The sequence below is a fragment of the Mesorhizobium sp. WSM4313 genome (assembly GCF_002294725.1).
Classification (GTDB): domain Bacteria; phylum Pseudomonadota; class Alphaproteobacteria; order Rhizobiales; family Rhizobiaceae; genus Mesorhizobium.
The window spans coordinates 515,006-528,871 of the sequence record NZ_NSFT01000002.1; the positions used below are offsets into that span (position 1 = coordinate 515,006).

Genomic DNA, 13,866 nt, shown 5'->3' on the forward strand with positions numbered 1-13,866 from the left:
AATATTACTCGGACTTGTCAACGCCGTCGAAACGGTGAATGCCGAGCGGGTCCATCTTGAAGCCGGTGACATTATTGCGAACGACCGCGTAAACCTGGCTATGAGCCAGCAGGAAAGCGGGCGCTTGCTTGGCGAAGATCACCTGCGCCTGCTCATAGAGCTTGGTGCGCTCGGCCTGGTCGCTGGTCTTCTTGGCTTTCTGGATCAGGTCCTCGAAATCCTTGTCGCACCAGCTGGAGTAGTTCGAGACGCCGATGGCCGAGCAGGCGAAGAGAGTGGCGAAGAAATTGTCCGGATCGCCATTGTCGCCGGTCCAGCCGATCTGGAAGGCGCCGGGACGGTCCTTCTTCTTGCCTTCCTCGCGATACTTCGTCCACTCGTAGTTGACGATGTTCGCCTTGACGCCGACTTTGGCCCAGTCGGCCTGGATCAGCTCAGCCGCGCGCTGGAAGTTCGGATTGTAAGGACGAACGCGGTCGGCAGCCCAGAGCTGGATTTCCTTCAGGCCGGCATCGGCGAGAACCTTCTTGGCCGCTTCCGGATTGTAGGTATCGGTCTTCACGTCCTTGTTCCACGACCACATGGTCGGCGGGATGAGGTTCTCGGCGGGCGTCGCGCCGGCATCCTGGAACAGCGACTTTATCAGGGCCTCCCGGTCGATCGCCTGATTGAGCGCATGGCGCACTTCCGGCTTGTCGAGCGGCGGGATGGTGGTGTTGTAGCTCATATAGCCGATGTTCAGGCCGGCCTGATCCATCAGCGTCACGTCCTTGTTGGTCTTGATGGTGGCGATGTCGGCCGGGTTCGGATAGGGCGCGACGTCGCATTCGCCGGCGAGCACCTTCTGGATGCGGGCGGTCGCGTCAGGCGTGATGGCGAAGACGAGATCGTCGATTTTTTCCTTGCCCTTGAAATAGTCGGGATTGGCAGCATAGCGGATGACCGAATCCAGTTGGTAGTCGACGAACTGGAACGGACCGGTGCCGACCGGCTTGGTCGAGAAGTCGGCCATCTTGCCGTCCTTCTGGAGCTGGTCGGCATATTCCTTCGACACGATCGAGGCGAAATCCATGCCGAGATTGGCCAGCATCGGCGCGTTCGGCTCGGTCAGCGTCAGCTTGACGGTGAGGTCATCGACCTTCTCCCACTTGGCGACGTATTTCGGCATGTCCATGCCGGTGTAATAGTCCCAAGTGAGGTTCGGCAGATACTTGTCGCCGTTCCACGGGTTCTGCTTGTTGAACTGGCGATCGAACGAGAAGACGACGTCATCGGCGTTGAGGTCGCGCGTCGGCTTGAAATAGTCGGTGGTCTGGAACTTCACGCCCGGATGCAGATGGAAAGTATAGACCAGGCCATCGTCGGAGATTTCCCACTTGTCGGCCAGACCAGGCTCGATCTCGGTGCCACCATGCTTGAATTCGACCAGGCGGGAATAGACGGTGCGCGAAGACGCGTCGAAGTCGTTGCCGCCGGTCGTCGTACCCGGATCGAAATTGGCCGGCGACGCTTCCGAGCAATAAACGAGCGTCTTAGCACTGGCCATGCCGCTGAGGACGCTTGCAGCCAGCAACGCGGCTGCAAAAGTCATTGTCTTTTTCATTGACCACTCCCTGATGTTCTCTCAAGCCCCTCTATCAGGCTCGCGAAGGGCGCATATAAGCACCGTTTCTTCGCCTTTGGAACACCTCGTTTGCGTACCCCATGGGAAGCAGGAAAAGAATCTAGCGTTTGCTCAAACCGCAGAAAAAATGAGTAGTTTTTTCTGCTCACAACATTATTAACGACGGCATTTTTTTATTGATCGCCCCACATGTTAAAACGAGCCGACAGGCCCCGACTGCCGGAGATCTGCCCGCCGCCGGACATGCTGCGGAAGGTGTCCGGATCATCGGATTTCGACGGCAAATCTTTCCCCGCCCTGCCGCTGGGGCAAGGCTTGCACCGTCGCCGATAGAGGCAATACATAGACTGTGGGCGGGATTTCCCGAAAATCCGCGACGGCGTGGAGGACGCTTCCCTGGAAGCGGGCGCCGAGATCGAAGGCGACAGGGAGAGACAGGTGGCAAAAGCAGCCAAGACGACAGCCCCGGTGAACGCAAAGGCCAAGGGCGCCGCCGCAAGCGATGCGCCCAAGACTGCCAAGGCCGCAGCCGCACCGAAGGCGAAGACGACCGCAAAACCCGCAAAATCAGCCCCAAAGCCGGCCGCTGCCAAGCCCGCGGCGGCAAAAGCCGGAAAAGCGGCCGCGAAGTCGCCCGCCGCGAAGACGGCGCCAGCGACGGGCAACGCGAAGCCTGCCTCGAAGAGCCTGCCGAAGGCGATCACCGAGCTCACCGTCGGCCTGCCGGAAAAGCCGTGGCTGAAAAGCTATCCCAAGAACATGCCGGCCGAGATCGGCGCCCTGCCCTACAAGTCCATCGGCGAGTTCCTCGTCGGCGCCTGCAAGCAATTCGCCGGGCGGCCGGCTTTCGTATGCATGGGCAAGTCGATCACCTATGCCGAGGTCGAACGGCTGTCGTCCGCGTTCGGCGCCTATCTGCAGGCGAGAGGCCTGGAGAAGGGCGCGCGCGTGGCGCTGATGATGCCGAACGTGCTGCAATATCCGGTGGCGATGATGGGCATACTGCGCGCCGGCTATACGGTGGTGAACGTCAACCCGCTCTACACGCCGCGCGAGCTGGAACACCAGCTGAAGGATTCCGGCGCGCACGCGATCGTCATCCTCGAGAACTTCGCCGGCACGCTGCAGGCGGTGATCGCCAGGACGTCGGTGAAGCATGTCATCGTCGCCGCCATGGGCGACATGCTGGGCGGACTCAAGGGCGCCATCGTCAACCTCGTGGTGCGACGGGTTAAGAAGATGGTTCCGGCATGGTCGCTGCCTGGCCATGTCAAATTCAACGCCGTGCTCAAGACCGGCGCGAGCATCGCCTTCAAGCCGCCGACGGTCTCCGGCGACGACATCGCCTTCCTGCAATATACGGGCGGCACCACCGGCGTCTCGAAGGGTGCGGTGCTGCTGCATCGCAACGTGCTTTCGAACGTCGCGCAGAATTCGCTGTGGGTAGAGGACGCCTATACGGTCAAGCCGAAGCCGGCGCATCTCAACTTCATCTGCGCGCTGCCGCTCTATCACATCTTCGCGCTGACGGTGAACGCGCTGATGGGCATGCAGCAGGGCGCGCAGAATGTGCTGATCCCCAACCCGCGCGACATCCGGGGCTTCGTCAAGGAACTGGCGAAATACCCGATGCACATCTTCCCCGGCCTCAACACGCTGTTCAACGCGCTGCTCAACAATGAGGAGTTCCGCAAGCTGGACTTCAAGCCGCTGATCCTGACGCTGGGCGGCGGCATGGCGGTGCAGAAGGGCGTGGCGGAGCGCTGGAAGGCGCTGACCGGCTGTCCGGTGAGCGAAGGCTATGGGCTCTCTGAAACCTCGCCGGTGGCGACCGCCAACAAGTTCAGCTCGGCCGATTTCACCGGCACGATCGGCCTGCCGCTGCCTTCGACCGAGATCGCCATTCGGGACGACGACGGCAACAACGTGCCGCTCGGCGAAGTGGGCGAGATCTGCATCCGCGGCCCCCAGGTTATGGCCGGCTACTGGAACCGGCCCGACGAGACCGCCAAGGCAACGACCAAGGACGGCTTCTTCAAATCCGGCGACATGGGCTTCATGGACGAGCGCGGCTACACCAAGATCGTCGACCGCAAGAAGGACATGATCCTGGTCTCCGGCTTCAACGTTTATCCCAACGAACTGGAAGAGGTGGTGGCGCATCACCCCGGCGTGCTCGAAGTGGCGGCCATCGGCGTGCCGGACGAGCATTCCGGCGAGGTGCCTAAATTGTTCGTGGTGAAGAAGGATCCGGCGCTCACCGTCGAGACGTTGATGGCCTATTGCCGCGAGAACCTGACCGGCTACAAGCGGCCGAGATTCATCGAATTCCGCACCGAGTTGCCGAAGACACCGGTCGGCAAGATCCTGCGGCGGGCGCTGCGGGACCAGGTTTGAGCGATTGTTCCGCCGGCAAGGCATGGGAGCGAGACAAGCGGCTCGATCCGGCGGAATTCATCAAGGCGAACATGCGGCTGGCGCCGGTGCCGTCAGTGCCGGAGGTGCTACTCTATCAGGCGCATCCCGGCAGCGGACTGCGGCGGCTGCTCGAACCGGAAGACGAGAGCGACGGAAGCCGGCCTGACCCACAGCCGCCCTACTGGGCCTATGCCTGGGCCGGCGGCACCGTGCTGGCACGCTATATCCTCGACCGTCCGTCGATCGTAGCCGGCAAACGCGTGCTCGACCTCGGCGCCGGCTCGGGACTGGTCGGCATCGCTGCGGCAAAAGCCGGCGCGAGCGCAGTGATCGCAGCGGAGATCGACCGCAACGGCGTCGTGGCGCTCCGCCTCAACGCGCAAGCCAACGGCGTCGCCATCGAGATACACGACGAGGACCTCACCGACGGCCCCCCGCCGGTGGTCGACCTGGTGCTCGCCGGCGACGTCTTCTACGCGCAGGATGTCGGGCAGCGGATGATGCCGTTCCTCGACCGCTGCCTCGCCGCCGGCATCGATGTGCTGGTCGGCGATCCCGGCCGCGCCTGGCTGCCCAGACCACGGCTTTGCCTGCTCGGCGAATATCACGTGCCGGATGTCGGCGGAAACGGCGGCAGCGAACCCAGGCCCAGCGCGGTGTTCGCTTTTGTCCGATAAAGGGCGACTAAGGAGTCCAGCAACCCCCCTCGCCTCACCTCGGGCGCCACCGGTCATACAGCAATTTCTTATTCATGGTTCCGAGAGCAAAGCTCGGAACAGGGACCAGCTAAACCCGTTTTACCAGTTCTAACGGATAGAACGATGAGACGGAGCAGTCATGGAAATCCACGACACAAATCACCGTCGATCAAAGATCGGCGGCCACACGATATTTCTGCGGGAAGCAGGGCCGCCCGATGCTCCCGTTCTTCTTTTGCCGCATGGCTACCCGTGCTCGTCTTACCAGTTCAGACGCCTGATGCCGGGCTTGGCCGACCGCTGGCGAACAGTAGCATTCGACTGGCCTGGATTCGGCTACAGCGACACACCGGACCCCGCCGAGTTCGACTATGATTTCAACGCCTATGCCGGCGTTCTCGCTGACGTTGCCGATGCGCTGCATTTGGAGCGTTATGCGCTCTGGCTCCACGATTACGGTTCTCAGATCGGCCTCCGTCACGCGATAGCGCATCCCGACAGGATCGCGGCGCTGATCATCCAGAACGGCGACATCTACGAGGACGTGCTCGGGCCGAAATACGAGACGATCAAAGCCTGGTGGGCGGACAAATCGGTCGAGAGACACCGTCCACTCGAGGAGGCGGTGAGCGAGGAGGGATTCCGCGAGGAGTTCATCGGCGAGGTCTCCGAGGACGTCGCCAGCCGCGTCCCTCCGGATCTGTGGAAGCTGCATTGGCCGCTCATGAACACCGATCCGGAAGGCGGTGTCGGTCCGGCTGATGGAAAAGCTCGAGCAGAACATCGAATGGTTCCCGCGATACCAATCCTATCTGCGCGAGCACCGTCCGCCGACGCTGATCGTCTGGGGACCGCAGGACGGCTACATGCCCGAGCAGTCGGCGCTCGCCTATCGGCGCGACCTCCCGGATGCAGAACTGCACATCCTCGACGAGGCCGGCCATTGGCTGTTGGAAACACATTTCGAGGAAGCCCTGCGGCTGGTGCGCGACTTCCTCTCGCGAACGCTGCCGTAAGCACGGCTCTCCGCCACATCCAGAACCCAAGGAGACGAACATGGCGACGAAACCAACCATCGCACGCATCTGGCGCGGCCGCACCCGTCGCGACGTCGCGAACAGCTACGAAACCTATTTGAAGGCAGAAGGCATTCCTCCGCTTCAGCGGGTTGCGCTCGGCGTCCAGCTCTTTCGCGAGGACCGGGAAGAGGAGACCTGGTTCACGACCATCTCCTACTGGCCCGACATCGAGGCGATGACCGCTTTCACCAAGGGCGACCCGATCAAAGTCCACCATCTGGACCGCGACGCCGAATTTCTGATCGAACTGCCCGAGCGCATCGAGATCCATCGCATCCTCGTCGACGATCAGAATCTGCGCTGACGTTGCCGTCATGAGCAACCTCGCCCTGTTCGGGCTCATGGCGCTGATCTGGGGGCTGACCTGGGCGGCAGTCAAGATCGGCCTGGAGGCCGGCGTTCCCCCGATCCTTCTGGCGGGGCTGCGCTATCTGCTGACCGCGGGAATCCTGGCATTTTGGACACAGGGAGCCTTATCGGCCTTCGCGGAAGGCCGGTCGATGCGAGTCATCATATCGGCCCTGCTGACGAATGCCGGAACCTACGGACTGCTGTTCTGGGGCATGCAAACGGTCCCGTCCGGCCTATCCGGCTTGGTCAATCTCGCGCTGGTTCCGGTGCTTCTGTTTGGCTTGGCAGTCCTGCTCAGAGAAGAGCGGCCCACTTGGCGGCACGGCCTGGCGCTGGCGCTCGGCTGCACAGGTCTCCTTGGCCTCTTCTGGACGCGTCTTGTCGAGCAGGAATCCGGAAACGGATTGGGCCTTGCCGCTATCGTGGCCGGCACGGCGTGCTACTGCGCGGGGAGCGTCATTGCGCGGCCGCTGATCGGCCCGATCAAGCCCCTGACGCTCACCGCGATCCACGCCGTTCTCGGCGGCGCGGCGCTGATCGTCGTCTCCTTCCTTCTGGGCGAGGTTTCGGGGACGCTGCCAGGAAAAATCGACGTCGCTCCGGCTGCGGCAAGCCTGTTGTTCCTCTCCCTCCTCGGAACCATCGTAGCCTACACGATCTATCTGCGTCTGCTTGAACAATGGGGCACCGCCCGCGCCGGGCTCTATGCCTTCATCTCGCCCATCGTTGCACTGGCCGTAGGCGTTTGGCTGTTCGGCGAAAAGGTCGGAGCGGCCGAGATCGGCGGCGCCGCACTGTTGTTGGTAGCCGCAGGATTGGCGTTGTTTGGGCGCGACCGCCCCAACGCAGCGAGGAAATGAAAGCCGTCGCCGATGTCATTTCCCCATCGTATCGCCGGCAACCTGGCCCTTGACCTCGCCAACACCATCAGTCGGCGCGGCACCGACCGGGAAATCGACCATCTCGCGACGGCGGCGGACATCCTGGCGTGGTCAAAGCAAACGGGCCTGATCGACGATGATTTCGCGCTTCCTTCGGCCGACCACAAAGCTTTGGTCAAAGACGTTCTCGCCCTTCGCCGCGCCGTAAACGACGCCGGCGCGGCAATCGCTCATGGCGACGAACCTCCCGCTGCCGCGCTCGATACCATCCGAAAATACGCGGCCGAAGCGCTCAGAACCGCCGCGCTCGCTGGATCGCCGGTGTCGTTGCATTTCCGAGGCGCCAATCGCATCACCGGGGCAATCGCGTGGTCGGCTCTCGACCTGCTTCGCGGCGACGAACTATCGCGTCTCAAACAATGCCCGCCGCACGACTGCCGCTGGCTTTTCATAGATCGCACGAAGAACGGTTCGCGACGGTGGTGCGAGATGAACAGCTGCGGCAATCGGGCCAAGAAGCAGTCGCATCGGAGAATGGCTGATTGAGGCGTCTTCCCGGGACGGCGCCCGGTCTAACCCGCCGGCACGTTCACCCGCGCAGTCAGAAAATCCGGCAGGTCGGCGACCGAATCCAGAACGACGTCCGCCATCGGCGCCAGCGAGTCGCGCGTGCCGGTGCCGGAGAGCACGCCCACCGCCAGGCCGCAGCCGCCGGCGCGCGCCATTTCGAGATCGTGTCGGTTGTCGCCGACCATGGCGATCTCGCCGGGCCTCAACCCGGTCAGGTCGCAGAAAGCGACGACCGTGTCGGGCGCCGGCTTGGAGTTGGCAACGGCGTCATAGCCGAAGGCGGCATCGAAGAGCTGCGCGATGCCCAGCGTAGCGAGCGTCTTTTCCGCGCCGCTGGTCGAATCGTTGGTGGCGACGCCCATGCGATAGGATCGTTTGTGCAAGGCCCGCAACGAGTCGACGACGCCCGGCAGTGCGACCGCCATAGCCGAACCTTGCGCCGAGGTGATCTCGTTGAAGCGGGAAACGGCGTGCATCTGGTCTTCCTCGGACAGGCGCGGAAACCAGAGCTCGACGACGTCCATGTTCGAGCCGGAGGCGAAGATCGAATCCGGCTTGAAGCGTTTCGTGACGAAGTCGAAGCCGGCGGCGGCGAGCAACCGATCGGCTTTCCAGCGATCGCCCTCGGCGGCATCCATCGCCATGAAGTCGGCGACGCCGAGCCACGTTGCGTTGAAGTCGACAAGCGTGCCGTCCTTGTCGAACAATATTCCCTTGATATCCGCCAATCCCGTTTACTCCGCGCCGCGCAATTGGTGGATATGTCCCACCAGACCGGCAGTCGAGGCGTCGCGTTTTGCGGCAGTCTCCTTGCCTTCCACGACAGGCAGCAGGCCTGTCGCCAGTTCCTTGCCGAGCTCGACGCCCCATTGGTCGAAGGAATTGATATTGAACAGCGTGCCTTCGACGAAGACGCGGTGCTCGTAAAGCGCGATGAGCCGGCCGAGCGTGCGCGGGTCGAGCTTTCTGTAGAGAATGGTCAGCGAGGGGCGATCGCCCGAGAAGACGCGGTGCGGCGCGATGCGGTCGACGTCGGCCGGCTTCATGCCCTTGGCCAGCATCTGGGCGCGCGCCTCTTCCAGCGTGCGCCCCTTCATGAAGGCCTCCGACTGCGCCAGGCAGTTGGCGAGCAAAAGATCATGCTGGTGTTTCAATTCGGGCTCGTGACCGACGGCGGCGGCGAGGAATTCGACCGGAATAAAGTCGGTGCCCTGATGCAGGAGCTGGAAGAAGGCATGCTGGCCGTTGGTGCCGGGCTCGCCCCAGACCAGCGGGCCGGTCGGCGTGGCGACCGCAGTGCCGTCCAGCGCGACGCTCTTGCCGTTCGATTCCATGTCGAGCTGCTGCAGATAGGCCGGCAGGCGCGACAGGCGCTGGTCGTAAGGGATGACGGCGCGGGCCGGATATTTGCAGACGACGCGATGCCACCAGCCGATCAGCCCCAGAAGCACCGGAAGGTTCTTTTGCATCGGCGCCGAGCGGAAATGCTCGTCCATCTCATGCGCGCCGTCGAGGAAGGCGCGGAAATTGCGCGGGCCGACGGAAATCATCACCGGCAGGCCGATGGCGCTCCAGACCGAATAGCGGCCGCCGACCCAGTCCCAGAAGCCGAAGACACGGTCCTGCTCGATGCCGAACTTCGCCACCAGGTCGAGGGCGGTCGAGACGGCGGCGAAATGCTTGCCGACCGCTTCCTTGCCCAACGCCTTCTGCACCCAATCGCGCGCCGTCTGCGCATTCGTCATCGTCTCGACCGTGGTGAAGGTCTTGGAGGCGATGATGAACAAAGTCGTCTCGGCAGACAGACCCTTCAGCGTGTCATGGATATGGGCGCCGTCGACATTGGAGACGTAATGCGCGCGCGGCCCGTCATGATAGGGCGCGAGCGCCAGCGTCACCATCGCCGGGCCGAGATCGGAGCCGCCGATGCCGATATTGACGATGTCGGTGATCTTCTTGCCGGTGGCGCCGGCCGCCTTGCCGGAGCGGATGGCGTCGGCGAAGGCGCCCATGGCGTCGAGCACGGCGATCACATCGGCCTTGGTGTCCTGGCCGTCGACGATCACGCTCTTGCCGGTCAGGTTGCGCAGCGCGGTGTGCAGCACAGCGCGGTTCTCGGTGATGTTGATCTTCTTGCCCTCGAACATGGCGGCGCGGCGCCCCGCGAGATCGGCGGCGGCGGCGAGCTTTTCCAGCATCGTCATCGTATTTGCGTCGACCGCGCATTTCGACCAGTCGAGCAGAAGGTCCCCATCAGTGGCGGAGAATGTCTCGAAGCGCTTGGGATCGGCGGCGAAGGCCTCGCGCATTGTGCCCCTGGCCGCCGCACGCTGCTCACGCAGAGCGGTGACCTGCTTGTCGAAGGCTGACTGATCCACTGGCGGGCTCCTGGCGGGTTTTTAGACCATTTTAACAGGCCGGATGTTTCCGGCGCGTGTCGGCGCGTCATTCTATCGAGCCGATTTCCATTTCGTTCAAGCGCGCCTTTGCCGCACTGCATCACGGTTTAATGAAGGGAGTGTTGGACGGTGAGGATGGAGGATTTCGCCGCGAGGGTGCTGTTCGGTGCGGGCGACAACGCTTCGCATCGTAGGGGCGACGATGCTGCGCATCGCGCCTTAAACGCGCCGCGACGACGCTTCGCGTCGCGCTTGATAGATCACTGGCATAAATCCCAGCGATCAGAAAAATTGATTGGCGCAACACCTTATGCCACCCATACACTCCACTGGTCCAGCCAAGTGAAAACAGCTGGCCGTCCGAGGAAGATTTCCCATGCCACAGCGCAATGACACGGCCATATGGTCCGGCCTGTTCCGGATTTCGGCTGAATCCGGCCAAACCCTCCAGGCGCAGATCCGCCAGGCGATCGTCGCGGCCATTCTCGACCGACAGATCGCCGCCTCGATGCCGTTGCCGTCGTGCCGAATTCTTGCGGAAAAACTCGGGGTTGCCCGCGGCACGGTGGTGCTCGCCTTCCAGCAGCTGGTCGACCAGGGCTTCCTGGTGGCGCGCGAACGGCGCGGCCATTTCGTTAATCCGGACGTGCTGGCCACTCCCGCCAAGCCGCACCAGAAGGCGCCCGACCAGCAGAATGAGATCGACTGGAAGGCGCGCCGGCAGATCGCCGCGAGCGACATGCCGCCGCCGGCCAAGCACGACAACTGGATCAAGTCCTCCTATCCGTTCGTCTACGGCCAGTTCGATCCGGCGTTGTTTCCGACCGCCGAATGGCGCGAGTGCAACCGCATGGCGCTGGCGGTGCTCGAGATCCGCAACTGGGCGTCCGACATGGTGGATCGCGACGACCCGCTGCTGATCGAACAGATCCAGGCCAGGCTTCTGCCGCGGCGCGGTATCTTCGCCAATCCGGACGAGATCATCGTGACGCTGGGCGCGCAGAACGCACTTTACATGCTTGCGTCGCTGCTAATGACCAAGGGCTCGAAGGTGGCCATGGAAGACCCGGGCTATCCTGACGCCCGCTCGATCTTCCGGCTGGCCGGCGCCGATATCCAGCCGGTTCCGGTCGACCAGTCGGGCATCGTGACCTCGGCGATCCCCAGCGATTCCGGCTTCGTCTTCGTCACGCCCAGCCACCACTGCCCGACCATGGTGCCGTTGTCGGCGGAGCGGCGGCAGGATCTCCTGGCGCGCGCCAACCGCAACAACCAGATCATTATCGAGGACGGCTATGACAGCCAGCTGCTCGACGAGGCACCGCAGCAGGCGTTGAAGAGCCTCGATCGTTCCGGCCGCGTGATCTATGTCGGCTCGATGTCGAAGACGCTGGCTCCGGGTCTCAGGCTTGGCTACATCGTCGCCTCGGCCGGGCTGATCGCCGAGCTTCGCGCACTGCGCCGCTTCATGCTCAGGCACCCGCCGGCGAACAACCAGCGCGCCGTCGCGCTGTTCCTGTCGCTCGGCCATCACGAGGCGCTGGTGCGCAGGCTTTCCACCGCCTTCGACGAACGGCGCAAGCGTCTGGTCCATGCGATTTCCGCCTTCTTGCCAGAGTGGCGTTCGACCGACTCGGCGGGCGGCACATCGCTCTGGCTGGAAGGGCCGCGCGGCACTGATTCACGCGGCCTTGCGGAAGCGGCCGCTTCGCGCAGCGTCATCATCGAACCCGGCGACCGGTTCTTCGATCGCAGCGAAAAGCCCTCTCGTTTCATGCGCTTGGGCATCTCCTCGATCTCGCTGCAGCATATCGAGCCGGGCATCCGCGAACTCGCTACCGCCGCCGGACGCAGGCCCGCGGCCGCCTGATCGCCACAGACCTCCTGAAAAAAGCCGGCGCCGCGCCGGCTTTTTTTGTTTGGGCGCATGTTTGCCGCTTTAGCATTCTGGCATATTCGACGGGATTGCTTGGCCCATAGGCTGTACCAATGCCGGCGGCATAGTCGGAGCCAGAAGGGGACGAGGCAGGCCGATGGTGGACCAACCGCCGCCGCGCCCGCCTTGCAGATAAAGACAAAGGTGGAGTGCTTCCATGTCAGTGGCTCTCGAGAAGCAGGAATCGTCGTCGGACCAGCGTTCGCGGCGGTCCGGCGGGCGCGAAGCGCGCCGCGCGATGCGGGCAGCGCCCTTGGCCGACGACATCCGTCCGGTGCGGCCGGGGCTTGAAGGCGGCAGTTATGGCCCATTGAGCCAGAATGACCGCGAACGGATCCACGAAGCGGTGCTGACGCTCCTGGAAACGGTCGGCTTCGCCAATGCCATCCCGTCCTGCATCGAGGCGCTGACCCGGGTCGGCGGCATCTATGGCGATGACGGCCGCGTTCGGCTGCCGCGCGCCTTGGTGCTGGACACGATCAAAAAGGCCGCACGCAACTTCACCCTCCATGGCCAGGATCCGAAGCACGACATGCTGATCCAGGGCAAACGCGTGCATTACGGCACGGCGGGCGCGGCGGTGCATCTGGTCGATGTCGAGAAGCGCGAATATCGCGAATCGCTGCTGCAGGACCTCTACGACGCCGCCCGTCTCGTCGATGGGTTGGACAACATCCACTTCTTCCAGCGCACCATGGTGCCGCGCGACATTCCCGACCCGCTCGATATGGATTTCAACACGCTCTATGCCTGCGTGATGGGGACGTCCAAGCATGTCGGCACCTCGTTCACCGTGCGCGAGAACGTCAAGCCAGCGCTGGAAATGCTTTATGCAATCGCCGGCGGGGAGGAGAATTTCCGGGCGCGGCCGTTCGTGTCGAACTCGAACTGCTTCGTCGTGCCGCCGATGAAGTTCGCCGAGGACGCCTGCGGCGTGTTGGAGGCCTGCGTCGAAGGCGGCATTCCGATCCTGCTTCTGTCGGCCGGCCAGGCCGGCGCCACCGCACCTGCCGCCATTGCCGGCGCCGTCGTGCAAGCGGTCGCGGAAGTGCTGATGGGCCTGGTCTATGTCAATGCCGTCAAGCCTGGACATCCGGCGATCTTCGGCACTTGGCCGTTCGTGTCCGATCTCAGGACCGGCGCCATGTCCGGCGGCTCGGCCGAGCAAGCAGTGTTGACCGCGGCCTGCGCGCAGATGGCGCAATATTACGACCTGCCCGGCGGCTCGGCCGCCGGCATGTCGGACTCGAAGCTGCCCGACATCCAGGCCGGCTATGAGAAGGGCATCACCAATGTCATGGCGGGCTTGTCCGGCCTCAACCTGGTCTATGAATCGGCCGGCATGCACGCCTCGCTGCTCGGCTTCTGCCTCGAAAGCCTGATCATCGACAACGATATGCTCGGACATTGCCTGCGCTGCGTGCGCGGCATCGAGGTGACCGACGATGCGCTGTCGATCGATACCATCGCCGATGTCTGCCTCAAGGGCCCCGGCCATTATCTCGGCAACGATCAGACGCTGAAGCTGATGCAGACGGAATATTTCTATCCCGCCGTCGGCGACCGTTTCTCGCCCAAGGAATGGAACGAAAAGGGCCGGCCCGACATCCTGTCGCGGGCGATCGCGGAGAAGAAGCGCGTGCTTGCCGAGCGCTTCCCGCGCCACGTCTCGCGCCTGCTCGACGACAAATTGCGCGCCCGCTTCGGCGAGATGATCAAGCTGCCGCGCAGCAAGATGGGCGGCTAATATTCAGGTGAAGGCCGGCCTGCAAACGATGCCTTCCTGCGCTTCCGGCCTTCGCCGGCCGAAGCTCTCTTAGATGTCTCCGCTCTATAAAGGCTACGGCCGGCATAGACCGGTTCTCGGAACCCGCCATTTTCGACTCGGCCTGACCGAAAGCTCAACGCGT

10 protein-coding genes and 1 pseudogene are annotated in these 13,866 nt (G+C 63.3%); 8 read left to right on the forward strand and 3 right to left on the reverse strand.

Annotation, left to right across the window (positions count from 1 at the left end; all coding sequences use genetic code 11):
* Window positions 1-4 precede the first annotated feature (4 nt).
* Window positions 5-1,603, reverse strand: coding sequence for an ABC transporter substrate-binding protein (locus CK219_RS07175; protein WP_095766043.1), 1,599 nt, complete (start codon window positions 1,601-1,603; stop codon window positions 5-7).
* Window positions 1,604-2,062: 459 nt separating this feature from the next.
* On the opposite strand from CK219_RS07175, the gene CK219_RS07180 reads away from it, so the two are divergent.
* The 6 genes and pseudogenes from CK219_RS07180 to CK219_RS07205 all read left to right on the forward strand — a co-directional run bounded on the left by CK219_RS07180 (window position 2,063) and on the right by CK219_RS07205 (window position 7,597).
* Entirely contained in the window at window positions 2,063-4,021 is a 1,959-nt protein-coding gene (locus tag CK219_RS07180; protein ID WP_095766208.1) for a long-chain fatty acid--CoA ligase, read from the forward strand.
* Window positions 4,018-4,719 (forward strand): 50S ribosomal protein L11 methyltransferase, encoded by a 702-nt coding sequence (locus CK219_RS07185; protein ID WP_245340412.1) that lies wholly within the window; start codon window positions 4,018-4,020, stop codon window positions 4,717-4,719. The genes CK219_RS07180 and CK219_RS07185 overlap by 4 nt, the downstream gene beginning before the upstream one ends.
* A 160-nt stretch (window positions 4,720-4,879) precedes the next feature.
* Window positions 4,880-5,756: pseudogene (locus CK219_RS07190) on the forward strand (alpha/beta hydrolase).
* A gap of 40 nt (window positions 5,757-5,796) precedes the next feature.
* Window positions 5,797-6,123, forward strand: coding sequence for a hypothetical protein (locus CK219_RS07195; RefSeq protein WP_095766044.1), 327 nt, complete (start codon window positions 5,797-5,799; stop codon window positions 6,121-6,123).
* 10 nt (window positions 6,124-6,133) lie between these two features.
* Window positions 6,134-7,030 carry an EamA family transporter gene (locus CK219_RS07200; RefSeq protein WP_095766045.1) on the forward strand — a complete coding sequence of 299 codons (897 nt, stop codon included), beginning with the start codon at window positions 6,134-6,136 and terminating at the stop codon, window positions 7,028-7,030.
* Window positions 7,031-7,042: 12 nt separating this feature from the next.
* Window positions 7,043-7,597 carry an ABATE domain-containing protein gene (locus CK219_RS07205; RefSeq protein WP_095766046.1) on the forward strand — a complete coding sequence of 185 codons (555 nt, stop codon included), beginning with the start codon at window positions 7,043-7,045 and terminating at the stop codon, window positions 7,595-7,597.
* A gap of 26 nt (window positions 7,598-7,623) precedes the next feature.
* Here CK219_RS07205 and CK219_RS07210 read toward each other — a convergent pair whose 3' ends face one another.
* Both CK219_RS07210 and pgi read right to left on the reverse strand, forming a co-directional pair.
* Window positions 7,624-8,349 (reverse strand): HAD family hydrolase, encoded by a 726-nt coding sequence (locus CK219_RS07210; RefSeq protein ID WP_095766047.1) that lies wholly within the window; start codon window positions 8,347-8,349, stop codon window positions 7,624-7,626.
* Between the two features lie 6 nt (window positions 8,350-8,355).
* Entirely contained in the window at window positions 8,356-9,999 is a 1,644-nt protein-coding gene (gene pgi, locus CK219_RS07215) for a glucose-6-phosphate isomerase (protein ID WP_095766048.1), read from the reverse strand.
* Between the two features lie 397 nt (window positions 10,000-10,396).
* On the opposite strand from pgi, the gene CK219_RS07220 reads away from it, so the two are divergent.
* Together CK219_RS07220 and CK219_RS07225 are read left to right on the forward strand one after the other, a co-directional pair.
* Window positions 10,397-11,890 carry a PLP-dependent aminotransferase family protein gene (locus CK219_RS07220; RefSeq protein WP_095766049.1) on the forward strand — a complete coding sequence of 498 codons (1,494 nt, stop codon included), beginning with the start codon at window positions 10,397-10,399 and terminating at the stop codon, window positions 11,888-11,890.
* A 223-nt stretch (window positions 11,891-12,113) separates the two neighbouring features.
* The gene (locus tag CK219_RS07225; protein ID WP_095766050.1) at window positions 12,114-13,703 is read left to right on the forward strand and encodes a trimethylamine methyltransferase family protein; all 1,590 of its coding nucleotides are present in this window, start codon (window positions 12,114-12,116) and stop codon (window positions 13,701-13,703) included.
* Window positions 13,704-13,866 lie beyond the last annotated feature (163 nt).